Consider the following 21,662-nt stretch of genomic DNA (forward strand, 5'->3'; position numbering starts at 1 on the left):
GGACCTCGCCACCATGGCTGTGCAGACCATCACCAGCACCAACGACTCCACCGGGACCGTCGATCTCGGCCCCGCGGCGGCCCTCTCGTGCCGTGAGTGCGGCGAGCGTTTCCCGCTCGGCCCCCTCTTCGCCTGCGCGTCCTGTTTCGGGCCGCTCGAAGTGGCGTACGACCTGCCGAGCGGCTCCCCCGACGAGCTGAAGAAGCGCATCGAGGCCGGCCCGAACAGCATCTGGCGCTACGCCCCGCTGCTGCCCGTCCCCGCCGGTGTGGCCGACCAGCCCAACCTGAACCCGGGCTTCACCAAGCTCGTCAAGGCCGACAACCTCGCCCGTGAGCTGGGTGTCACCGGCGCGCTGCACATCAAGGACGACTCCGGCAATCCGACGCACTCCTTCAAGGACCGTGTCGTCGCCATCGCCGTCGAGGCCGCCCGCGCCTTCGGCTTCACCACGCTCTCCTGCTCCTCCACGGGCAACCTGGCCGGTGCCGTCGGCGCCGCCGCTGCCCGCGCCGGCTTCCGCTCCTGCGTGTTCATCCCGCACGACCTGGAGCAGGGCAAGGTCGTGATGGCCGCGGTGTACGGCGGCGAACTGGTCGGCATCGAGGGCAACTACGACGACGTCAACCGCTTCTGCTCCGAGCTCATCGGCGACCCGATCGGTGAGGGCTGGGGCTTCGTCAACGTCAACCTCCGCCCGTACTACGGCGAGGGCTCCAAGACCCTGGCGTACGAGATCTGCGAGCAGCTCGGCTGGCAGCTGCCGGACCAGATCGTCATCCCGATCGCTTCCGGCTCCCAGCTCACGAAGATCGACAAGGGGCTCCAGGAGCTGATCAAGCTCGGCCTGGTCGAGGACAAGCCGTACAAGATCTTCGGCGCGCAGGCCGAGGGCTGTTCGCCGGTCTCCACCGCGTTCAAGGCCGGGCACGACGTCGTACGGCCGCAGAAGCCGGACACGATCGCCAAGTCCCTGGCGATCGGCAACCCGGCGGACGGCCCGTACGTCCTGGACATCGCCCGCCGCACCGGCGGCGCCGTCGAGGACGTCAACGACGCGCAGATCGTCGACGCGATCAAGCTGCTGGCCCGCACCGAGGGCATCTTCGCCGAGACCGCGGGCGGTGTGACCGTCGGCGTCACGAAGAAGCTCATCGAGGCCGGTCTGCTCGACCCGTCCCTCACCACCGTCGTACTGAACACGGGCGACGGCCTCAAGACCCTGGACGCGGTCGCCCCGACGTCCGGCCCGACCGCGACGATCCGTCCGACCCTGGACGCGTTCCGCGAGGCGGGTCTGGCCACGGGCGCCTGACCCGCCGTCCACCGGCCGCCCCGTCCACCGGCCGGCCCGCCGTCCACCGTCTGACACCGCTGCCCATCCCCGGAAGGCAATCCGCATGAGCGTCAAGGTCCGTATCCCCACCATCCTCCGCACCTACACGGGCGGCCAGGCCGAGGTCGCCGCCGACGGCGGCACCCTCTCCGAGGTCATCGCCGACCTGGAGAAGAACCACACCGGCATCGCGGCCCGCGTCCTGGACGACCAGGGCAAGCTGCGCCGCTTCGTGAACGTGTACGTGAACGACGACGACGTGCGCTTCGAGCAGGGCCTGGAGACGGCCACGCCCGACGGCGCGGGCATTTCCATCATCCCGGCCGTCGCCGGCGGCTGAGCGCCCTCTCCGGCGCCGCGGCGTGCCCTCCGGGGCACTCGCCGCTCTGCTGTCCGCTATGCCTATTGCCCTCTCCGCACCCCAGGCGGAGGGGGCAATTCTGCATGGTTGAACACGGTAGAGTTGGGGCAGCCCCCTTGATCGTCCGCGCCGTGAGCTGCTGAGCCGGCGCCAATGTGTGGGCAATGTGCTCGATCTCTTTGCGGCCTAAGTGCCCTTTGCCCGGCCCGACTTGCCCGGGGATCCTCGGGAATCCGCCCAATGGTGCGGTCGGTCTCGCTCAGAATTCTCGTCCGATTGACCTGTTGCAGAGGGCAGTTGGGCAGATACATTCAGCCGCGGTCGACGCGTTCCGGCGCAAGGTCTGACCCGGATCCCGCGAAGTGCGGGCTCTGTGCAAGGGCCAGTAATAGGGGAGTTAGGCATGGCTCAGGGCACCGTCAAGTGGTTCAACGCGGAGAAGGGGTACGGCTTCATCGCGGTCGACGGTGGTGCGGATGTTTTCGTCCACTACAGCGCGATTCAGATGGACGGCTACCGCACCCTTGAAGAAGGTCAGCGAGTCGAGTTCGAGATCTCGCAGGGCCAGAAGGGTCCGCAGGCGGACATGGTCAAACTCGCCGTCTGATCTCGGCGCGATCGGCCACCGGCCCACTCACGCACGAGAGGCCCGCACCCCACAGAGGGGAGCGGGCCTCTCGCGCGTCCGGGCTGTCCCGGGCCAGGGGTCGCATCCATCGAAGGCGCTTGCACTCGCAGGGGTCGAGTGCTAATCATTGGCGTTAGCACTCTCCCAGTGAGAGTGACAGAAGGGCCGGGTTGGTGAGGCTCGCGGGCCGGGTGGGGCAAGGAACCACCGGGCAAGCAGGCCGTCCGTCGCGGGCACCGCCAGGTCTGACGCTTTCCACCCCCTGTCCGGGAGGACCACTTCACATGGCCAAGATCATCGCGTTCGACGAGGAGGCACGGCGCGGTCTCGAGCGCGGGATGAACCAGCTCGCCGACGCCGTCAAGGTCACCCTCGGCCCCAAGGGCCGCAACGTCGTCCTTGAGAAGAAGTGGGGCGCCCCCACGATCACCAACGATGGTGTTTCCATCGCCAAGGAGATCGAGCTCGAGGACCCGTACGAGAAGATCGGCGCCGAGCTGGTCAAGGAGGTCGCCAAGAAGACGGACGACGTCGCCGGTGACGGTACGACCACCGCGACCGTCCTCGCGCAGGCGCTGGTTCGTGAGGGCCTCCGCAACGTCGCCGCCGGTGCCAACCCGATGGCCCTGAAGCGTGGCATCGAGAAGGCCGTCGAGGCCGTCTCCGCCGCTCTCCTGGAGCAGGCCAAGGACGTGGAGACCAAGGAGCAGATCGCTTCGACCGCCTCCATCTCCGCCGCTGACACCCAGATCGGCGAGCTCATCGCCGAGGCGATGGACAAGGTCGGCAAGGAAGGCGTCATCACCGTCGAGGAGTCGCAGACCTTCGGTCTCGAGCTTGAGCTCACCGAGGGCATGCGCTTCGACAAGGGCTACATCTCGGCGTACTTCGCCACCGACATGGAGCGTATGGAGGCGTCGCTCGACGACCCGTACATCCTGATCGTCAACTCCAAGATCGGCAACGTGAAGGACCTCCTTCCGCTGCTCGAGAAGGTCATGCAGTCCGGCAAGGCGCTGCTGATCATCGCGGAGGACGTCGAGGGCGAGGCGCTGTCGACCCTGGTCGTCAACAAGATCCGCGGCACCTTCAAGTCCGTCGCCGTCAAGGCCCCGGGCTTCGGCGACCGCCGCAAGGCCATGCTCGGCGACATCGCCATCCTCACCGGTGGCACGGTCATCTCCGAGGAGGTCGGCCTCAAGCTGGAGAGCGCCGGTCTCGACCTGCTCGGCCGCGCCCGCAAGGTCGTCATCACCAAGGACGAGACCACGATCGTCGACGGTGCCGGTGACAGCGACCAGGTCCAGGGCCGCGTCAACCAGATCCGTGCCGAGATCGAGAACTCGGACAGCGACTACGACCGCGAGAAGCTGCAGGAGCGCCTGGCGAAGCTCGCCGGCGGTGTTGCGGTCATCAAGGCCGGTGCCGCGACCGAGGTCGAGCTCAAGGAGCGCAAGCACCGCATCGAGGACGCCGTTCGCAACGCGAAGGCGGCCGTCGAGGAGGGCATCGTCGCCGGTGGTGGCGTGGCCCTGCTCCAGGCTTCCGCGGTGTTCGAGAAGCTTGAGCTCGAGGGTGACGAGTCGACCGGCGCCAACGCCGTGAAGCTCGCCCTGGAGGCCCCGCTGAAGCAGATCGCCGTCAACGGTGGTCTCGAAGGCGGAGTCGTCGTCGAGAAGGTCCGCAACCTGACGGTCGGCCACGGTCTGAACGCCGCGACCGGCGAGTACGTCGACATGATCGCCGAGGGCATCATCGACCCGGCGAAGGTCACGCGCTCCGCGCTGCAGAACGCCGCGTCGATCGCCGCGCTGTTCCTCACCACCGAGGCCGTCATCGCCGACAAGCCGGAGAAGGCCGCCCCCGGCGGCGCCCCGGGCGGCATGCCGGGCGGTGACATGGACTTCTGATCCTCGGCTCGCAACGAGGATCGGCTGCTCCAGCAGCAGTACGGCAAGCAGTACGGACCGAGGGCGGTACCCCTTCTCGAAGGGGTACCGCCCTCGGGCGTTCGCGGTTGCTTCGGCGGTGCACTCACCGGGCTCCGCGAGCGTCAGTCTGCGTACTCCTTGAGTTCCTCGGTCTCCAGGGTGATACCGAGCGGAGAGGGCAGCTCGACGGCTTTCCCGTAGGGGTACGAGACATTCTCCTGATAGGTGCCGCCCTTCGGGCTGCTGAACACCGTCACGGCGTTGTCCTCGCGGTCGATGAGGAGATAGACGGGAATCTCCGCCTCGGCGTACGCCACGGGCTTCTCGACGCGGTCACGGCGGTTGGTGTCCCGGTCATGGGAGGTGATCTCGACCACGAGGAGAGCGCCATCGGTGACGGACCACTCGCCATGCCCCTTGAAGTGCCCGCGGGGGACCAGCGTCCCGTCCGTGCGGGCCCGGCCCTTGCGGTATTTCTCGACCTGAAGTCCACGCTCGGGCATGAGGTTCAGATCAGGGCGCTGCTGCATGCACTGACGCATCAGCCACATGAAGATCTCGCCGTGATTGCCATCGGGCATGGCTTTGACTCCGAGCTTTCCGTTGATGAATTCGAGCCGCACCGTCTCGGGAGCATGGCGGGCGAGCTCCTCGAAGTCCTCGACGGACATCTGGGCGTGGTCAGCGGGGCTGGGGGTCATGGCGTCGCCTCCTCGCCTCCATCCTGCCCCGCTTCCGGCACGAATGAGCTGAACGGTCATGTGCGGGTCCTCTCGGGCGACCGGATCGCGGCCGCCCGGGCTTCGGCGGCGCGGGCACAGCCGTGGGCAGGGGCCTGCCGTCGCGTGTAAGGGGGCACGTCTGCGAGCACGCTAGAGCCTGGCAACTGCCCGTGGCAAGTCGGTCACGGTTGGTCAACAGGGTGCGCGGCGAGGGTGGTTGGGTGGAAGATCAGGCGCTCCGTCCCGGCACTGTGAAGAGCGCTCGGAACGTCAGGCTCAGGCTCCCGGCTCCGAGGCGGCCCCGAGTGCTGTTGCCGTGGCCCTGACGAACGCGTCCGGGTTGTCCAGCATGATGTTGTGCCCGCAGTCCGGGATCGCGGTCACTGATACGCCCGCCGCGGTCAGGCCGTCGGCGCCGGGGAGGGCGCCGTCGGCCTCCGGGTACAGGAAGGCGCGCGGGATCTTCAGGCCGAGCAGCAGCTCGCGCATCGGTGGTGTGCTGCCGTGGGCCAGGTGGGTGGCGCTCCGGTGCAGGGCCTCCCGGCCCGCCAGCCGCATGGTGGACCACCAGTGGGCCCCGGCCTGGTCGCGTACCTCGGCCCAGCCGTACGCGAGGAACTCCTCCTCGGAGTAGGCGGCGATGCCGCTGCTGCCGAGCGTTCCCAGCGTGGGCACCAGGGGGTCGAGGTTGGCGTCGATCAGGACGAGGCGGGAGACCAGCTCCGGGTGGCGCGCGGCGAGGACGATCGCCGCCGAGCCGCCCATGCTGTGCGCGACGACCTCGGCGCCGGAGACGCCCGCCGCGGTGAGGGCCGCCGCGAGGGCGTCGGCGTGCGCCTCCAGGGTGTAGCCGAAGTCGGTGGGGCGGTCGCTGATGCCGTGGCCGAGCATGTCCATCAGGAGCGACCTGCGGCCCGCCAGCAGCGGGTGGACCGCGACTTCGGCGAAGTAGGCGGGTGAGGTCGCGCCGAGGCCGTGCAGATAGACACGTGAGGGCTCGGCGCCCGGGAGTTCGACCCACCTGATGCGGTCGCCGTTGCCTGTCACTGCGGTACTGCGCACAGCATGCTCCCCTGCGGTCAAGATGGCTGACCGCCGAGTCTAAAGGCCCGGCGTGCCGCCGTGCGGGCCGCCGGGCCGTGAACTCGCCCTGGTCGCGGTGCAGTTCTCTGCACCTGCATGGATGTGACCCTTCCGGGATCCCGGGCGCGGCAACAGAATCGTGCTCGACCGGCGCCGGCGCGGACCGACCTATCGACGTGGACCGACCTATCGAGGGGACCTCAGCCGTGACCGAAACAGACACCCAGCTGACCGCGACAGCGCTGCTGGAGACGGCCCACAAGGCGGTGGCTCAGGGTTTTCCGTGCGACGACCGGCTGGCGCGGGCCGCGCTGCATCTCATCGAGTGCGCGGCCGACGTGGTCGAAGGGCTCCCCAGGGCCGGCCGTGATGTGGACTCCGCCCGGGAGGCGCTCGGGCACGCCCGCGCCGCCGTGGTGACGGCGACGTTCGCCGTACGGCAGATCCACGACGAGGCCGGCACCGGCCTGGTGCAGGAGTCCGGCAGCGTCCAGCGGCCGGGACGGGCCGTCTGCGGCCTCGACCGCTAGCAGGCCCGCAGGCCCGCAGGCCCACAGGCCCGCATTCCCGCTGGGCATATTCGGGAAGTGAAGATTCCGGATAGCCGGTAGCCCGCATTCCGGTAGTAAGTATTCCGGTAGGAAACATTCCGGCAGGGAGGATCCTCCAAAAGAATCGGAAGCGGTTTTCCGTTCCCGTACAAAGACCAGCATCGCGACGGTGAGGCTCCGTTGCCGCAGTCGGCTCCCCAGTCGGCCGCGGCACCGGAGCCTCACCGTTTCTGCTGGTCGGACGCCCGGTCCCATGGTTCCTACTTACGCACTGCGCAAGTCTGACCTTATAGCGGGCGTCCTCTTCTCGAAGAATAGAAATGTGCGAAGGGGTCGCACGGAGAACGCACAAGCGGACTCGAAGACTCGCAGACTCAGCGAAAAGGAAAAGAAGCCATGCGGAAGTACAACGACCAGATCAAGACCGTCGCCGCTCGCCGTGGAGTCAAGGCGGCGCTGGTCGCCACCGTGGCCGGCGCGGCGTTCGTATCGGCCGTCGGCGCCGGTGCGGTCACCCAGCTCGCGGCCGGTCAGCACGCCTCCACCACCCGCGTGGCGGCCGACGCCTCCCCCGCAGGCGACCACGGCTGGGACTGATCTGTTGTATTTCCGGCCGACGCAATCCCGCCACCTCAGCCGAGGAGAGAACGAATGACGATCACCACAGCCCTGGAAACCGGGACCGGAACTGCCGAATCCGCGGTCTTCGGCCCCGAGATCGAGCTCCGCTCCACGATCACCGCCGAACTCGTCGACCACACCGCGTCCGATCTCGCGGTCGTACGCGCGGCCCGGGTATCCACCGCCGGTGAGGAAGCACATCGCGAGGAACGCGGTGACGCGTATATAGCGGGGCTCATCAACTATCTGATGCGCAGCCGTCACGGCAGCCCCTTCGAGCACAATTCGCTCACCTTCCTGGTGCACGCGCCGATCTTCACGATCCGGCACATGATGCGCCACCGCATGTGGTCGTTCAACGAGGAGAGCGCCCGCTACAAGGACCTCAAGAACGTCTTCTACGTGCCCGACCGCGACCGCATGCTCCGCCAGGAGGGCAAGCCGGGCCACTACCAGTACGTGGAGGGCACCGAGCAGGACTACGAGCTGCTGTCCACGTCCACCAGCGAGGCGTACCGGGCGGCGTTCCGCGAGTACCAGCGGCTGCTCGATGCCGGGATCGCCCGTGAACTGGCCCGGATCGTACTCCCGGTGGCCACGTACTCGACGGTCTACGCGACCTGCAACGCCCGCTCACTGATGCACTTCCTCGCCCTGCGCACCAACCGCTCGGACGCCACCTATGTGTCGCACCCCCAGCGTGAGATCGAGCTGGTCGCCGAGCAGATGGAGAACGAGTTCGCGCGGCTGATGCCGCTGACCCACGCGTCCTTCGAGAAGTGCGGGCGTGTGAGCCCCTGACCGGACGGAGATCTCTGCCATGCGCATCACGGTCTACGCGGGATCTGCCCTGGGCAACAGGGCGGCCTATCGGGACGAGGCGGCCGTCTTCGCGAAGGAGATGGTCGCGGCGGGACACGAGATTGTCTACGGCGGGGGTGCGGCGGGCCTCATGGGTGTCGTCGCCGACACGGCCCTGGCCGCCGGCGGCCGGGTCACGGGGGTCATTCCCCGCCATCTGGTCGACGCCGAGGTGGCCCATCAGGGCCTCACCGAACTGCATGTCGTCGACACCATGCACCAGCGCAAGCAGCTCATGGCCGACCTGGCGGACGCCTTCGTGGCGCTCCCCGGCGGTGTCGGCACCGTCGAGGAAATCCTCGAGGTGTGGGCCTGGCTGATCCTCGGCCGCCATCACAAGCCGGTGGCGCTGCTGAATGTCGACGGGTACTGGGACCGGCTGCTGCGGATGAACTGCCGGATGTCCGCCAGTGGTTTCCTCCGGCCCGGCGAGGCCGGGACGCTCCCGGCGGTCGCGGACGCCGACGAGTTCATCGAGTTGCTCGGATCGTGGGAGCCTCCGCCTCCGCGCTGGGGCTGAAATCGGAAGTCGGAAGTCGGAAGTGGGAATGATGTCGGTAGTGAAGTTGGAGAGCAAGCCGCGCGAGGCCGACCCGGTCACGGTGGTGGACGGCTACGTCCCCGTGATCGACCTCAGCTCCGCCCGTACGGGGGAGAGCGCGGACCGCAGACTCGCCGCGGTGATCGACGAGGTCTGCCGGACCAGCGGCTTCCTCGTCGTCGTCGGACACGGCGTCCAGGAGCACACGATCTCCGAGATGTACCGGGCCACCCGGGAGTTCTTCGCGCTGCCCGCCGCCCGGAAGGCGGCGCTGCGGGCGGACGCGTCCGACCCGCTGATGCGCGGCTTCGGCCGCGAGGGCAGCCTCGCCGCGTCCAACGAGGAAGCCCTGGTCGAGCAGGAGCGTGCCCTGCCGGATGTGTCGGAGACGTACACCGTCAACCGCCTCGGCGAGCCCGGCGACCCGGCCCTTCCGCCGGACGCCGACCCGGCGCTGCGCACGCCCAACCGGTGGCCCGAACTGCCCGGCTTCGCCGAGGCGTACCGGAGCTACTACGCGGCCATGGAGACGCTGGCCGCGGACATCATGCGGCTCTTCGCCCTCGCCCTCGACCTCCCGGAGGACTGGTTCGAGGAGAAGATCCGGCACCACATGACGAATCTGACCGCGAACTTCTACCCCAAGCAGCCCGTGCCGCCGGCGCCCGGCCAGCTGCGCAAGGGCATGCACAGCGACTGGGGCAGCCTCACCATCCTCTACCAGGACGACGGGCCCGGCGGGCTGCAGGTCCTCGACAAGGAGGGCCGATGGCTCGATGTCCCGGTGATCGAGGGCTCGTTCGTGGTCAACATCGGCGATCTGATGGCCATCTGGACCAACAACAGGTGGGTGAGCACCGTGCACCGGGTCGTCAACCCGCCGCGGGAGCTGGCCGGCCGGGAGCGGTACTCGGTGCCCTTCTTCCACCAGCCCTCCTACGACGCGCTCATCGAGTGCATTCCGACCTGTACCGGGCCGGACAACCCGCCCAGGCACCAGCCGGTGCGCTCGGGCGACTACATCATCGGGAAGTTCAGCAGGGCCTACGGCACGTGACGGCCCGGAAGCACGACGGGCTGCCCTGGGGCACTCCGCGGAAGGCGAGTTGACCAGCCGTGGCCAGAACAGTGCTGCTCCTCGGAGCGGAGAGCGAAGTCGCCGAACGCCTCGCACAGGCCGCCGATGAGCTGGACATCAGGCTCCATGTGGCGACCCACCGGGCGCTCTACCGGAACTACGGGGACGCGCTGCGCAACCGGCTGGCAGGCGTCGTGTTCACCGACTTCCGCATCCCGCTGCACGCCCTGGAGCAGCTCAGCGAGCACTGCGTCCAGGGCGGGGTCGGGGGCGTCGGGGTCAGCTGGAAGTTCCTCTCCCCGCTGGGCGCCCTGCTGGCCTCCCGGCTCGGACTGCCTGGGCACGACCCCGCCGTCGCCCCCGCGACCCGTAACAAGTGGCTGATGGCGGAGGCGTTCCGCGAACGGGGAGTTCCGCACCCGCGTACCCTGGCCGTACCGGCGCTCGACGACGGGATTCCGGCCGCGAGCGCGGCCGGGCTCGGCTACCCGCTCGTCGTGAAACCGGCCGAGAGCGACGGCTCGGTGGGGGTGATCCCGGTGGACTCCCCGGACGACCTGGCGGGGATGGTGCGGATGGCACAACGGCGCCGGAAGAGCCTGCCGTACGGTGCGCCCGTCGATACGACCGTCCTCGTCCAGCAGCATGTGGAGGGCGCGTCGTGCGGTGTGGTGACGGCCGTGCACCAGGGGCGTTTCACGCACCTGGCGATCCTGCGGAACTACACCACGACCGGCCGGTTCCGTGAGGACACCGGCCGTACGATGCCGGCCGGTTTCGGGCTGCCGACCGAGGCCCTGATCCTGTCGACGGTGGAGAGCGGGCTGGCCGCGCTCGGCCTGCGCGACGGAGTCGCCCACAGCGATCTCCGGGTGACGGAGGCCGGGCCGACGGTGATCGCGGTGGACGTCGGGCCGCCCGACGTCCCCACCATGCAGGCGATCGAGCTCGCGACCGGGGTCAACACGGCCGCGGTGTACCTCCAGACGGTCCTGGGCGAACGTCCCGGCACCCGGCCGCGGCGCACCGACGCCGCCGCGATCAGGTTCATCAGCACGGTGCGCCACGGTGTCTTCCGCGGTCTCGAGGGGCTGGCGCAGAGTCCGCATGTGGCACTCGTGCGCTCCTATGTGCAGCCGGGAGACCTCATCGGCAGTGCCCACCGCAAGTACACCCGGCTCGGCCATGTGATCGTCCAGGCGCCCAGTCCCGACCTGGCGGACCAGCGCGCCGACGCGGCGATCGCGGGCATCTCAAGCCGGGTGGAGCCCTGACGGAGCTGTCGGCCGCCTGCCGTCATCCGTCATCCGTCGGGCACCGTCCATCGACCATCGAACGCTGTGGGGCCGCCGGGCACTGCGCGCGGCGGCCCCGCCATGGACCGGAGGGAAAGATGAAAGGCACGTACCGCTCGCCGCGCCATCTGCTCGGCATCGGCTGGAGTCTGCACGGCGACGGCAGCCGTCCGCTGCCGGGAGCCGTGGTGATGCCGGACGAACGGCTGTCCTGGCCCCGCACGGTGGGGCTCGGCGCGCAGCACGTCGTGGCGATGTTCGGCGCGACCTTCGTGTTCCCGGTGGTCATGGGCCTCGACCCGAACCTGGCGATCATGATGTCCGGGCTCTCGACCGTCCTGTTCCTGCTCGTCGTACAGGGGCGGATTCCCAGCTATCTGGGGACCAGCGCGTCCTTCGTGGGCGCGGTCGCGGCCATCAGGGCCGCGGGCGGCAGCACCGGCACCGTCACCGGCGCGATCCTCGTCGCGGGTCTGGTGCTCGCCCTGGTCGGCCTTGTCGTCCACTACGCGGGCCCGGGCCTGATCAACAAGGCGTTCCCGCCCGTGGTTTCGGGCGCCGTCGTGCTCCTCATCGGGCTCAACCTGGCGCCGGTCGTCGCGAAGATCTACTGGCCGCAGGACCAGTGGGTGGCCTTCGTGACGATGTGTGTCGTCGTCGGCGCCGGGGTGCTGCTGCGCGGATTCTGGGGACGGCTCGCGGTGTTCGTCGGGCTGGTCTCCGGCTTTCTGCTGTCCTGGCTGCTGGACCGGCTCGCCGGACCGATCACATCGCCTGGCCCGAGCGGCGAGGTGGGCCGCCATCTGCGGGTGCAGCTGTCCGGGGTCGCGTCGGCACCGTGGGTCGGGCTGCCGCACTTCCAAGCGCCGACGTTCTCCGGGTCGGCGATCCTCCTCGTACTCCCGGGGGTGATCGCGCTGCTCGCCGAGAACACCGGGCACATCAAGGCGGTCGCCGAGATGACAGGCAAGGACCTCGACCCCACGCTCGGCCGGGCGATCCTGGGTGACGGTCTCGCCACCGCGATGTCCTCATCGGTCGGCGGAGCGCCGACGACCACGTTCGCGGAGAACATCGGTGTGATGGCCGCGACCCGGGTCTACTCGACGGCCGCGTACTGGGCGGCGGCCGGAGCTGCGGTGGTCTTCGGCCTGTGCCCCAAGTTCGGTGCGCTCGTCGCGGCCACCCCCGGCGGCGTACTCGGCGGCATCACCGTCGTGCTGTACGGGATGATCGGGCTGCTGGGCGTGAAGATCTGGATCAAGGCGGCCGTGGACTTCGCCAACCCGCAGAACCTCGTCCCCATCGCGGCCGGCACGGTGCTCGGGATCGGCGGGGTCTCGGTCACGCTGACGGACACCTTCTCCATCAGCGGGATCGCGCTGGGTACGCTCGTGACACTCGTCGGGTACCACGGGCTGGCCTTCGTCGGCAGGCGGCGCCCGGCGGAGGCGCCGGCCCTGACAGAGGCGGCCCTGACAGAGGCGGGCCTGACGGAGGCGGCGCGGACGGAGCCTGTGCGCAGGGCCGTTCAGCAGGCCGGTGCCCGTACCGGTGCTCCTGCCGACGCCGTGTCCGAACTCCGTACCGACGCCGCATCCGAGGCCCGTACGGACACCGAGTCCGAGGCCCGTACCGACACCGAGTCCGAGGCCCGTCCGGTCGCGGCCGGGGCCGGGACCTGAGGAACCGGTCGGAGTGCCCCGGCACCGGGCGGGTCAGAACCCCTCGGTGCCGGGGACCGCCTCGTTCGCGCCGGATGCCGCTTCCTCCGCCGCGAGCTGGCCCAGCAGATAGCCGAGCTGGAATCTGCTCTCCGCCTTGAACTCGGCCTTGAGCTTGGCCAGATGGGAGGAGTAGGCGCGGGTGCTGAGCCCGATCCGCTTGGCGATCTTGCTGTCGCTGTCCCCGTGGATCAGGCAGCGGATGATCGTCTCCCGCAGGCCGGCGCTGATGTCGACCGACTCGTTCGGGGTGCGGGAGCCCTGGAACATCTTGGCGCGCTGCCAGTTGCGCTCGAAGACCTCCACGAGGAAGCGGACGACAGCCGCCTCGCGGATGATGACGGCCCGTTCGCGTTCGGTGTCCGCCGGGATGAACGCCAGCTTCCGGTCCACGATGATGAGCCGGTCGAAGAACTCGTCCAGCGTGCGTACCTGCGCCCCGAGCGCGGTGACCTCGGAGACGTACTCCCGGGTCGGTCCGTCGTGCCAGGCGGTGTGCTGGTACAGCGTCCGTATCTCGACGCCGCGGTCGAGCAGCGTGCCGGTCTGCTCGCGGATGGTGGCGAGCGTGGCCCTGGGCCTGCCGCCCCCGGGCTGCGCCGTCAGCAGCTCCTTGGCGGCCTGCTGCACGGTCTCACCGACGATGGCGCTGATCGCCGCCTTGCCCTCGATCCGGACGATGGGCTCCCCGCCGCCCGCCGATGCGCTGCGGGCCTCGCCGATCAGCGGGCGCAGCAGGTCCGTCAGGGAGCGCGCCTCTTCCAGCATGGTCAGCGCCGATGAGCGCAGCAGGCTGCCGAGCCGCGCCTCGACGATGCCGGGGTCCACCGGGGACACCTGGGCGGGCGCGGAGGCGTCCTCGCTCACCATCCCCATCCGGATCAGTTCCTGGATGGTCTCGTGGTCGGGGGAGTGGTTCCCGGCCTGTGCGGGGGAACGTTCCTGCTGCGTCAGCGCGGGGGTCTCGCCGCGGAGGAGTTCGACATACGCCGTGCGGGCTTTCGCACTGGGAACGAGTGCCACTGGCTTTGCTGAGCACATAGCCAACTCCATTTATAGGGACCGCTGTCCACCGAAACGTGTGGAGTCTAGCCGATCGTCCGGTGCAGAAGTGGTGGTTCGCTTGCGAGGCCGGCGCATTGCCGGGATGACCGGCCGCGGCTGTCCACCGCCCCTCAGGACGGTCACTCTCCGCGTTCCGGCTCCAGCGGAAGCCCCAATTTCCAAACCATATAGCCCGCTTGGAATCGGCTCGCCGCTCCCAGTTCATCCGTAATATCCTTGACATACCTGCGACACGTACGCGTCGCCATGCCCAGCCGCTTCGCAATGACCTCGTCCTTGAGGCCCGCCGCCATCAGCCGCAGGATCGATATCCGCAGCTGCTCGGCGGTCTGCTGGTACTCGGACTGCTGCGTATCAAAGGGCTGGCCCGATTCCCAGATGCTCTCGAACATCCGGAACAGGAAGCCCACCACGGTGGGGTCGGTGACGATCGAAGCACCGTGCGGGCGGCCGTCGGTACGCGGCTGCGGTACGAAGGCGGTTTCGCGGTCGAAAATGATCATCCGGTCGAACACCTCGGCCGTGGTGCGTATCTGCGCGCCGGCCGCCGAAACCTCCCGTACGTAGGCCCTGGTCGTCAGGCTCGCCCGGGCCGTGTGCTGGTAGAGAGTGCGCAGCCGCACCCCGCGTTCCAGCATCGACAGGCTCTCCTGCACGATGCCCCGCAGAGTGTCCGGATTCCGCCCCCCACCTGGCTGGATGGAGATCATCTCCTCGCTGCACAGCCGGGTCATCATCGACAACTCGCGCTGCACAGCGGCGGGTTCGTCGAAGGAACGGATCCCCTCGCCCTGCCGCCCGGTGAGCGTGTGCTCGGCGAAGAGGGGGGACAGCGGGCGCAGTTGCTCATGGACGCGGATCAGGGCCTGCTGCCGTTGCTCTATCTCCTGTTCGAGCGGGGCGCCGACCATCATCTCGGCGATGGCCGGGTCGGCCGGAATCTCCCCCGTGCCGTCGCCGGCCGGCAGGAGCAGCCCCAGGTCCAGCAGGTCGGCCCGCGCCTGTGCCAACTCCTCGTCGGTCAGGCCCAGATCGGCCGCCGCCGTGCTGCCGGCGCGGAGCGTGCCATTCCGCAGGGCCCATTCGTAGACGGACAGCGAGTTGTTCTCAAGCAGGGACATTTCGCCGTCCCGTTGCATCCGTGAATGCCCCATTTGTCGAGAACCTCTTCCGGTCTGGCCAGCTTAGGACACCGAGTATCCCCCCACGGCGGTCGTTGCGGCTGTCAAGGTCTTCATATCGCGCTTACAGCACGGCCGAGTTCACGGCCGAAGCTCCCCGGAAGGGTGACTCAGCATGCGCAGAATCGCATTCTTGCGTTCCATCGAGATCCAGCAGACAAAGCCTTTCCTGCAGAACCTGTCCGAAAGGTTCGAGCGGGACGGCATCGAGGCAAGGCTCTTCTACACCGACGGCGAGTGCGGCCCGGACGAATTCCCGGGAACCTCCGAGAAGGTGCCGGTCGATATATCGGCCGACGATCTCGCCAAGAAAGTCATCGACTGGTCGGCGGATGGCGTCATTTCGCTTTCCATAGCCGACGAGAACGCCCTGCGCGACGCGGTGGTGAAGCGCAGGCTCGAACCACTCGGAATTCCGATGGTCATGCACAGCGTGTTCGCCACGGGGCTGACGGCGAACAAATGGGAGACCAAACGCATGCTCATCGAGCAGGGTTTTGACACCCCGCACGGTGTGCTCGTCGACAGCGACGTCCTGGCCGGCCGCGGGCTGCTCATCCCGGCCTACGTCGACTCGATCCTCCTCCAGGTCTCCGACATGGGCTTTCCCGTGCTGAGCAAGCCGCTCTGGGACTGCATGGGGGCCGGCATGGTGGTGATCCCCGACGAGGCGGCGCTCGAACGCCACCTGGCGGAGCCGCACGACGGAAACTTCATCCTGGAGCGCTGTGTCTCCGGTGAGATCTGTTCCGTCGAAGTAGTCGGCGCATACGGGGAGTACGTGGTCCACCCCGTAGTGTGGCAGGGCCCCGCCGAAGAAGGTCCCGTATTCAATTTCGGCCGCCTGCGCTCGGTGGCGCCGCGCGAAGCCGCCGACCGGGCCTTCGCCCCCATCGCGGTCAAGCTGCAGCGGCTCGGCCGGGTCCTCAATCTCCAGGGCGCTGTCGGACTCGACATGATTTACGAGGACGGCGTGTACCGGATCCTCGAAATCAATCCGCGGGTAACCGGAACGACCACCCCCTGCATAGCGGCCACGGATTTCAACACCTACGACTGCCTGGTGTCGATTTTGGACGGTACCTGGCCCGATGGTATGGACCACGGCCGGGATCTCAAGCGTGTTGCTCTTCAGTTCCCGGTACGTGAACTGAGCCCGGAGTTCGTCGAGGACGCCCGGCGCGAACTCGACGTCGTCAGGACCCAGACGCTCACCATCGACGGCGTCGAGCACCCCAACATGATCATCACCTGCGAGCTCGACGCCCGTGCGGCCCTGCCCGCCAGGCTCGAATCGCTCTGGCAGCGGCACCGGTTCACCGAGCGCTCCTTCCTGGAGCAGATCGCGGTGGCCGTCGGTGCCGCGGAAGCCCATACGACGGAATGGGACACCTGACATGCGTACCGGAACCTATCGGCAGGTTCTCGCCCAGCCGGGGATCGCCCTGCTCATGCTGCTGGGGTTCTTCTCGAAGATCGCCGTCGTGGCGATCCCCGTGGTCATGAACCTGGCTGTCGTCTTCGGACTGCACCGCGGATTCGGCGCCGCGGGGCTGGTGATCGCGGTGTGGACCGTGGGCGTCGCGGTCGGCGGCCCGATCCAGGGCCGGATGATGGACAGGTACGGCGCACGGCCGGTGCTCGCCGTGTGTCTGGTGGGGCAGCTGCTCTTCTGGGGCCTCGGGCCGAGCCTGCCGTACGGCCTGCTCATGGCCGGTGCGGTCGTGTCCGGGCTGCTGAATCTCCCGGGCTTCTCGATCGTGCGCCTCAGGCTCGCGGTCGCGGTCCCCGAGGAGCTCAGGCACACCGCCTTCGCCCTGGACGCCATGACGTCCAACATCTCCTACATGGTGGGCCCGGCCCTGGGCGTGACCATCGCGACGTCCATCTCCAGCACGGTCTCCATGCGGGGCCTCGGCCTGGTCGTCGCCATCGCGGGAGTGGGCCTGTGGCTGCTCAACCCCCAGGTGCGCGACGCGACGAAGACGGCGAACGGCAAGCCGCCGAAGGTTCCGGTACGCGACTGGCTCAAGGGCGGGCTGATCCCCGTGCTCGCCGCGACCACGGCCACCACACTGGCCACATCGGGCTACGAGACCGCGATCGTGGGCGGGCTGCGCGAGTCGGGGCAGGTCGGCTGGTCAGGTCTGGTCCTGACCGTCTGCGGATTCTGCTCGCTGCTCGGCGCCCTCACCTACGGCATGCTGAAGAAGCCGCCGATCCCGGCGGCCGGTCTGGCCGCACTCGTCGGCCTCACCACGCTCATCGGCGGGTTCGCCACGAGCGACTGGCGCCTCCTGTGCCTGGCCATGGTGCTGCCGGCCGGTCTGTGCTCGCCCTCGTTCGCCTCGACGGGCGCCGCCGCCAGCGCACTTGCCCCGGCGGGCTCCCGGGGACTCGTGATGGGTGTGTACAGCGCGGCGATGACGCTGGGCAACAGCGTCGGCGCCCCGCTGTCCGGTGCGGTCCTGGACGCCAGGAGCCCCGTGTGGGCCTTCACCGTCATCGGCCTCGCGAGCGCCGGACTGGCCCTGCTCGGCCTGGCCCGCAGCACCTACCTGGCCAGGAACGCCGTACGGGACGGCGAGATCGCCCCGGCCCTGGCCGACACGGCCGCCTGACACACCCACGTACGGCACACCCACGCCCGGCACACCCACGTAGGACACACCCGCCCGGCACACCCGCACGCCCCGTATGACACGCCGCCCGGCTGCACCTGTCCGGCGTTCCGAAGACAAGCTGTTGGAGAGACTTGTGAACACCAAGGGTTACGTCGTCATCGTCGACGCCTTCGCACCTGCTCGGTTCTTCCCACCGGAGTTCAGCAAGGCCGGGTACGAGTGCGTACGGGTCCAGAGCACCCCCCAGGTGCCGGCGGCCTTCGCGGGCTCGCTCGACCTGACGCTCTACGCGGACAACATCATCCACACCGGAGACCTCGCCGAAACCGTACGGGCGGCCGGTGCCTACGAGCCCGTTGCGGTCTTCTCGGGCAGTGAGTTCGGCGTCGAGTTCGCCGACCGGCTGAGCGAGGCCATGGGCCTGCCCAGCAACGGGACCGCCCTGAGCGCCGCCCGCCGGGACAAGTTCACGATGATCGAGACGGTCAAGGCCGCCGGAGTGCGCGGCGCCCGTCAGCTGCTGGCCCGCAGCGAGGACGAACTCCGCCGCTGGCACGAGGAGCTGGGCACCCGTGCGGTGATCAAGCCGCTCAAGAGCGCGGGCAACGACGGCGTCAGGTTCTGTGCGACGCCCGAGGAGAGCGTGGCCGCGTTCCGCGAGCTGGCCGGCTCGGAGAACCTGTTCTCCGAGCGCAACGAAGGGGTGGTGGCACAGGAACACCTCTTCGGCGGCGAGTACATGGTCAACACCGTCAGCCGGGACGGCCGCCACCATGTCACCGACGTCATGGGCACCACCCGGATCTCCGTGAACGGCGTCCACGACATCAGCAACTCGGTCTTCCTGCTGCCCCGCCGCGGCGATGTCCAGGACCAGCTCGTCGCGTACGCCTTCGAGGTACTGGACGCGCTCGGCGTGCGGCACGGCCCGTCCCACATCGAGATCAAGATGACCGCCACCGGACCGGTCCTCATCGAGATGGGCGCCCGGATCTGCGGCGGCGACCTCCCGCACTACGTCCAGCTGGCCACGGGCGAGTCGCCGTTCGACTGGACCGCCGAGGCGTACGTACGGCCCGAGCGTTTCCACGAGCGGTGCGACGACGAGTACCGCATCGACCGGTACTTCTCCTCGGTCGGGCTGGTCTCCGGCACCTCCGGCACCCTGCGCTCGCTGCGGCACCTCAAGTCCGTGCAGGAGCTGGAGAGTTTCCACGACCTGTCCCAGTTCGTACCGGTCGGCGGAGAGGTCGTCCCCACCACGAACGACAGCACGTACGTGGGCTTCGTGCGGCTGTTCCACGAGGAGGAGGAAGTCGTACGCAGGGACACCAACACCCTGCACTACCTCGACGGCGACGGAATGTACGAGCTCTCCGAGCGGAAGGCGTGACCCCATGAACGGAACCAGTGCCCCGCGTCCGCACATCGTCGTCATCAACCGCTGGCGGGAGAGTTACGCCCGCTACGCGGACTACCTGGACCACGAGACCCACCAGGTCTCCTACATCACGACCGAGGTGGGCCGGCCATCCGTGCCCGCGGCCGCGGGCGATGTCACCGTCGTCACCGCGACGGACGACCTGGAGGAGGTGCGCGCCGCGCTGCGGGTGCTCGCCGTACGCCACGGCCGCCCCGACCGGATCGTGGCGCTCAAGGAGGACGATCTCCTGATCGCGGCGCAGCTGCGCGAGGAGTGGGACGTCCCCGGCCAGCGGGTCAAGCAGCTGGCGCACTTCCGGGACAAGTACCTGATGGCGTCCGCCGTCGCGGCCGCCGGTCTTGAGCTGCCGGAGTTCGCCCTGGCGGTCGACGGCTCGGTCGTCCTGGAGTTCGGCCGCACCCAGGGCTGGCCGGTCATCGTCAAGCCGGTGATGGGCAGTTCGAGCGAGGGCGTCGTGAAGCTGGACGGCCCGGACGATGTGCCGTCCGTGCGGCTCAACGACACACCGATGATGGTGCAGGGCTTCAACTCCGGGCAGATCTACCACGTCGACGGTGTCTTCACCGGCCGCGACATCCAGCACTGGCGGGCCTCCCGCTATGTCAACACCTGCCTGGGCTTCAGGACCGGTGACTTCCTGGGCTCGGTCGAGGAGGACGACGAGGAGATCAACCGGGCCATCGGGGTGAGCGCCGCCGAGTATCTGCGGGCGCTCTCCGACGAGCCGCTGGTCTTCCATCTGGAGGTGTTCGTCGACTCGTCGGACGGCCCGCCCCGGTGCAGCTTCCTCGAAGTCGGCGCCCGGGTCGGCGGGGCGGAGATCCCCTTCGTCTGGCGCGAGATCCACGGCTACGACCTGATGGACGCCGCGTTCCAGCTCCAGCTGGGGCGGCCGGTGCCGGAGGGTCCGCTGCGCGACGGCGGCGAAGTCGGCGGCTATCTGCTGATCCCGGCGCCCGAGGAGCGGCCCTGCCGCATCACCGAGGTCACCTCGATGACCGGCCGCACCCCCGGCCCCTATGCCGAGGCGCTGCTGCGGGTCGGCGACATCCTGCCGCTCGCGGACGCGTACTACGAGCACGTCGGCGGCCGGTTCCGCTTCCGCGGCAGGTCCAGCCGGGAGGTGGAGCAGACGCTGATCGCCACCGCTGCGGCGTTCCGGGTCTCCGCCGTACCGGCGTCAGGTCCCCAGGAGCCCACCCCCGCAGGACGGTTGGAGACCGCCGCGGCGCACGTCTGAACCCTCTGTTCCGCACCCGTACGTACGTCAGTATCGAAGAGGAGTGAGTTCCATGCCCGCAACCACCGTCACGACCACACCGTTCCGCCACTCTTCGCCGGAACTCCTGACGCGTGCGCTGAGCGCGCACGCGGCCTGGCAGGTGAAGGAGTTCACCGCGTCCTGGGAGGATATGCCGGTCGACGCCTATCTGAAGGGCGGTGCGACCTTCCGCCGGCGGCGCTACAGCCAGTTCCGGCTCGACGGTGACCGGATCGTGCCCGCGGCGGTCACCGCCTTCGAGCAGTCCGCCGAGGTGAACGCCCTGTTCGGCGGTGTGCAGCGGCACTTCGAGCCGATGCGCGCCGACACCGCCGCCTCCCCGGTGCTCCAGTCGCTGGTGTCCGCCTTCCTCGATGTGCTGCCCGGGCCGTTCGACCCGGCGACCGCCGGCATCGGCGTCCACCAGATACGGATCACCGCGCGCCGCGACGAGGCGTGGCCGCCCGCCCCGGAGGGCATCCACGAGGACGGGCACCACTATGTCGCCCAGATCCTCATCAACCGGCTGGATGTCACCGGCGGTGAGTCGCAGCTGTACGACCGTGAGCGGGTGCCGGTCTTCAACACGCTGCTGCTGGAGCCCTTCGAGTCGATCGTCATCGACGACCGCCGGGTCTTCCACGGGGTCTCCGCGGTGACACCCGCCGCGGGCGCCACCACCGGCGTACGCGACATGATGCTGATCGACTTCTTCCCGCTCAGCAGCTGATCCGGCAGCCGATCCTGGCAGGCCGGCGGGGGTACGCTTCCCGCCGGCCTGTTCCGTTTCCCCCTTCGTCGCTCTTCGCCCCTCTGCGCAAGGAGACCGCATCCTATGAAGCCCATGTCCGACGGTCAGTGGGAGGCGTTCGTCCTGTCGGGCACGCGCACCGCGAAGCTGGCCACACAGCGCAGGAACGGCCGGCCGCATGTCACCCCGGTGTGGTTCCTGCTGGACGACAGCGCCGCCGGCGGCCGCCCGGAGGTCGTCTTCACCACCTGGCACGCCTCGGTCAAGGCCAAGGCCCTGCTGCGCGATCCGCACGTCGCGCTGTGTGTGGACGATCAGGTGCCGCCCTACGGATACGTGATGCTGGAGTGCACCGCCCGCCTGGACCAGGACGACCCAGGGCTGCGGACCTGGGCGACCCGGATCGGCGCCCGCTACATGGGCGACGAGCTGGCCGACGCGTACGGCGAGCGCAACTCGGTGCCGGGGGAGTATCTGGTCCGGGCCACCATCGACCACGTCATCGCCTTCGAGGGCATCGCGGAGCAGTAACTCCCGTACGCGTCCCGTATGTGGCGCGCATCACGTCCAGGGGAAAACCCGTGGCCCGGCCCGGGCGTCTACC

21 protein-coding genes are annotated in these 21,662 nt (G+C 68.9%); 17 read left to right on the forward strand and 4 right to left on the reverse strand.

What is annotated here, in order from left to right; all coding sequences use genetic code 11:
• Window positions 1-13 precede the first annotated feature (13 nt).
• The 4 genes from thrC (at window position 14) to groL (ending at window position 4,235) form a co-directional block, all read left to right on the forward strand.
• The gene (gene thrC, locus OG510_RS20895; protein WP_164262620.1) at window positions 14-1,315 is read left to right on the forward strand and encodes a threonine synthase; all 1,302 of its coding nucleotides are present in this window, start codon (window positions 14-16) and stop codon (window positions 1,313-1,315) included.
• An 85-nt stretch (window positions 1,316-1,400) separates the two neighbouring features.
• Entirely contained in the window at window positions 1,401-1,676 is a 276-nt protein-coding gene (locus OG510_RS20900) for a MoaD/ThiS family protein (RefSeq protein ID WP_164262622.1), read from the forward strand.
• A 424-nt stretch (window positions 1,677-2,100) separates the two neighbouring features.
• Window positions 2,101-2,304, forward strand: coding sequence for a cold-shock protein (locus OG510_RS20905; RefSeq protein ID WP_005315736.1), 204 nt, complete (start codon window positions 2,101-2,103; stop codon window positions 2,302-2,304).
• 305 nt (window positions 2,305-2,609) lie between these two features.
• The gene (gene groL, locus OG510_RS20910; protein WP_164262624.1) at window positions 2,610-4,235 is read left to right on the forward strand and encodes a chaperonin GroEL; all 1,626 of its coding nucleotides are present in this window, start codon (window positions 2,610-2,612) and stop codon (window positions 4,233-4,235) included.
• Window positions 4,236-4,378: 143 nt separating this feature from the next.
• Here groL and OG510_RS20915 read toward each other — a convergent pair whose 3' ends face one another.
• Window positions 4,379-4,957 carry a Uma2 family endonuclease gene (locus OG510_RS20915; protein WP_406138687.1) on the reverse strand — a complete coding sequence of 193 codons (579 nt, stop codon included), beginning with the start codon at window positions 4,955-4,957 and terminating at the stop codon, window positions 4,379-4,381.
• 297 nt (window positions 4,958-5,254) lie between these two features.
• Entirely contained in the window at window positions 5,255-6,040 is a 786-nt protein-coding gene (locus tag OG510_RS20920; RefSeq protein ID WP_406138689.1) for an alpha/beta fold hydrolase, read from the reverse strand.
• A gap of 227 nt (window positions 6,041-6,267) precedes the next feature.
• Between OG510_RS20920 and OG510_RS20925 the strand changes: the two genes are divergently transcribed.
• The 7 genes from OG510_RS20925 to OG510_RS20955 all read left to right on the forward strand — a co-directional run bounded on the left by OG510_RS20925 (window position 6,268) and on the right by OG510_RS20955 (window position 12,693).
• Complete coding sequence (locus tag OG510_RS20925) at window positions 6,268-6,591, forward strand: hypothetical protein (RefSeq protein WP_203599430.1); 324 nt, start codon at window positions 6,268-6,270, stop codon at window positions 6,589-6,591.
• 417 nt (window positions 6,592-7,008) lie between these two features.
• Window positions 7,009-7,209 carry a hypothetical protein gene (locus OG510_RS20930; RefSeq protein ID WP_406138691.1) on the forward strand — a complete coding sequence of 67 codons (201 nt, stop codon included), beginning with the start codon at window positions 7,009-7,011 and terminating at the stop codon, window positions 7,207-7,209.
• A gap of 54 nt (window positions 7,210-7,263) precedes the next feature.
• Window positions 7,264-8,034: an FAD-dependent thymidylate synthase gene (gene thyX / locus OG510_RS20935; RefSeq protein WP_164262634.1), complete on the forward strand. Its 771-nt coding sequence runs from the start codon at window positions 7,264-7,266 to the stop codon at window positions 8,032-8,034.
• Between the two features lie 19 nt (window positions 8,035-8,053).
• Complete coding sequence (locus OG510_RS20940; RefSeq protein WP_164262636.1) at window positions 8,054-8,614, forward strand: TIGR00730 family Rossman fold protein; 561 nt, start codon at window positions 8,054-8,056, stop codon at window positions 8,612-8,614.
• 40 nt (window positions 8,615-8,654) lie between these two features.
• Window positions 8,655-9,692 (forward strand): isopenicillin N synthase family dioxygenase, encoded by a 1,038-nt coding sequence (locus OG510_RS20945; protein ID WP_406138693.1) that lies wholly within the window; start codon window positions 8,655-8,657, stop codon window positions 9,690-9,692.
• 59 nt (window positions 9,693-9,751) lie between these two features.
• Complete coding sequence (locus OG510_RS20950; protein WP_406138694.1) at window positions 9,752-10,987, forward strand: ATP-grasp domain-containing protein; 1,236 nt, start codon at window positions 9,752-9,754, stop codon at window positions 10,985-10,987.
• 119 nt (window positions 10,988-11,106) lie between these two features.
• Window positions 11,107-12,693, forward strand: coding sequence for a uracil-xanthine permease family protein (locus OG510_RS20955; RefSeq protein ID WP_406138695.1), 1,587 nt, complete (start codon window positions 11,107-11,109; stop codon window positions 12,691-12,693).
• A gap of 33 nt (window positions 12,694-12,726) precedes the next feature.
• On the opposite strand, the gene OG510_RS20960 is transcribed toward OG510_RS20955, so the two are convergent.
• Both OG510_RS20960 and OG510_RS20965 read right to left on the reverse strand, forming a co-directional pair.
• Window positions 12,727-13,755, reverse strand: a complete 1,029-nt coding sequence (locus OG510_RS20960) for a LuxR family transcriptional regulator (protein WP_406138696.1) — start codon at window positions 13,753-13,755, stop codon at window positions 12,727-12,729.
• Window positions 13,756-13,916: 161 nt separating this feature from the next.
• Window positions 13,917-14,918 (reverse strand): LuxR C-terminal-related transcriptional regulator, encoded by a 1,002-nt coding sequence (locus OG510_RS20965; RefSeq protein WP_406138697.1) that lies wholly within the window; start codon window positions 14,916-14,918, stop codon window positions 13,917-13,919.
• 175 nt (window positions 14,919-15,093) lie between these two features.
• Between OG510_RS20965 and OG510_RS20970 the strand changes: the two genes are divergently transcribed.
• The 6 genes from OG510_RS20970 (at window position 15,094) to OG510_RS20995 (ending at window position 21,589) form a co-directional block, all read left to right on the forward strand.
• Entirely contained in the window at window positions 15,094-16,374 is a 1,281-nt protein-coding gene (locus OG510_RS20970) for an ATP-grasp domain-containing protein (RefSeq protein WP_406138698.1), read from the forward strand.
• Between the two features lies 1 nt (window position 16,375).
• On the forward strand, window positions 16,376-17,599 hold the full coding sequence (locus tag OG510_RS20975) for an MFS transporter (RefSeq protein WP_406138699.1): 1,224 nt from the start codon (window positions 16,376-16,378) through the stop codon (window positions 17,597-17,599).
• A gap of 136 nt (window positions 17,600-17,735) precedes the next feature.
• Window positions 17,736-18,995, forward strand: coding sequence for an ATP-grasp domain-containing protein (locus tag OG510_RS20980; RefSeq protein ID WP_406138701.1), 1,260 nt, complete (start codon window positions 17,736-17,738; stop codon window positions 18,993-18,995).
• Window positions 18,996-18,999: 4 nt separating this feature from the next.
• Window positions 19,000-20,286: an acetyl-CoA carboxylase biotin carboxylase subunit family protein gene (locus OG510_RS20985; RefSeq protein WP_406138703.1), complete on the forward strand. Its 1,287-nt coding sequence runs from the start codon at window positions 19,000-19,002 to the stop codon at window positions 20,284-20,286.
• 52 nt (window positions 20,287-20,338) lie between these two features.
• Entirely contained in the window at window positions 20,339-21,037 is a 699-nt protein-coding gene (locus OG510_RS20990) for a 2OG-Fe dioxygenase family protein (protein ID WP_406138705.1), read from the forward strand.
• A 105-nt stretch (window positions 21,038-21,142) separates the two neighbouring features.
• Complete coding sequence (locus OG510_RS20995) at window positions 21,143-21,589, forward strand: PPOX class F420-dependent oxidoreductase (protein WP_406138706.1); 447 nt, start codon at window positions 21,143-21,145, stop codon at window positions 21,587-21,589.
• The last annotated feature ends 73 nt before the right edge of the window (window positions 21,590-21,662 follow it).

This window comes from Streptomyces sp. NBC_01089 (assembly GCF_045162975.1).
GTDB lineage: Bacteria > Actinomycetota > Actinomycetes > Streptomycetales > Streptomycetaceae > Streptomyces.

Bases quoted from the DNA above. Each gene is read 5' to 3' on its own strand.
- thrC (WP_164262620.1), top strand. From the start codon at position 14: ATGGCTGTGCAGACCATCACCAGCACCAACGACTCCACCGGGACCGTC.
- OG510_RS20900 (WP_164262622.1), top strand. From the start codon at position 1,401: ATGAGCGTCAAGGTCCGTATCCCCACCATCCTCCGCACCTACACGGGC.
- OG510_RS20905 (WP_005315736.1), top strand. From the start codon at position 2,101: ATGGCTCAGGGCACCGTCAAGTGGTTCAACGCGGAGAAGGGGTACGGC.
- groL (WP_164262624.1), top strand. From the start codon at position 2,610: ATGGCCAAGATCATCGCGTTCGACGAGGAGGCACGGCGCGGTCTCGAG.
- OG510_RS20915 (WP_406138687.1), bottom strand. From the start codon at position 4,957: ATGACCCCCAGCCCCGCTGACCACGCCCAGATGTCCGTCGAGGACTTC.
- OG510_RS20930 (WP_406138691.1), top strand. From the start codon at position 7,009: ATGCGGAAGTACAACGACCAGATCAAGACCGTCGCCGCTCGCCGTGGA.
- thyX (WP_164262634.1), top strand. From the start codon at position 7,264: ATGACGATCACCACAGCCCTGGAAACCGGGACCGGAACTGCCGAATCC.
- OG510_RS20940 (WP_164262636.1), top strand. From the start codon at position 8,054: ATGCGCATCACGGTCTACGCGGGATCTGCCCTGGGCAACAGGGCGGCC.
- OG510_RS20955 (WP_406138695.1), top strand. From the start codon at position 11,107: ATGAAAGGCACGTACCGCTCGCCGCGCCATCTGCTCGGCATCGGCTGG.
- OG510_RS20965 (WP_406138697.1), bottom strand. From the start codon at position 14,918: ATGTCCCTGCTTGAGAACAACTCGCTGTCCGTCTACGAATGGGCCCTG.
- OG510_RS20970 (WP_406138698.1), top strand. From the start codon at position 15,094: ATGCGCAGAATCGCATTCTTGCGTTCCATCGAGATCCAGCAGACAAAG.
- OG510_RS20975 (WP_406138699.1), top strand. From the start codon at position 16,376: ATGCGTACCGGAACCTATCGGCAGGTTCTCGCCCAGCCGGGGATCGCC.
- OG510_RS20985 (WP_406138703.1), top strand. From the start codon at position 19,000: ATGAACGGAACCAGTGCCCCGCGTCCGCACATCGTCGTCATCAACCGC.
- OG510_RS20990 (WP_406138705.1), top strand. From the start codon at position 20,339: ATGCCCGCAACCACCGTCACGACCACACCGTTCCGCCACTCTTCGCCG.
- OG510_RS20995 (WP_406138706.1), top strand. From the start codon at position 21,143: ATGAAGCCCATGTCCGACGGTCAGTGGGAGGCGTTCGTCCTGTCGGGC.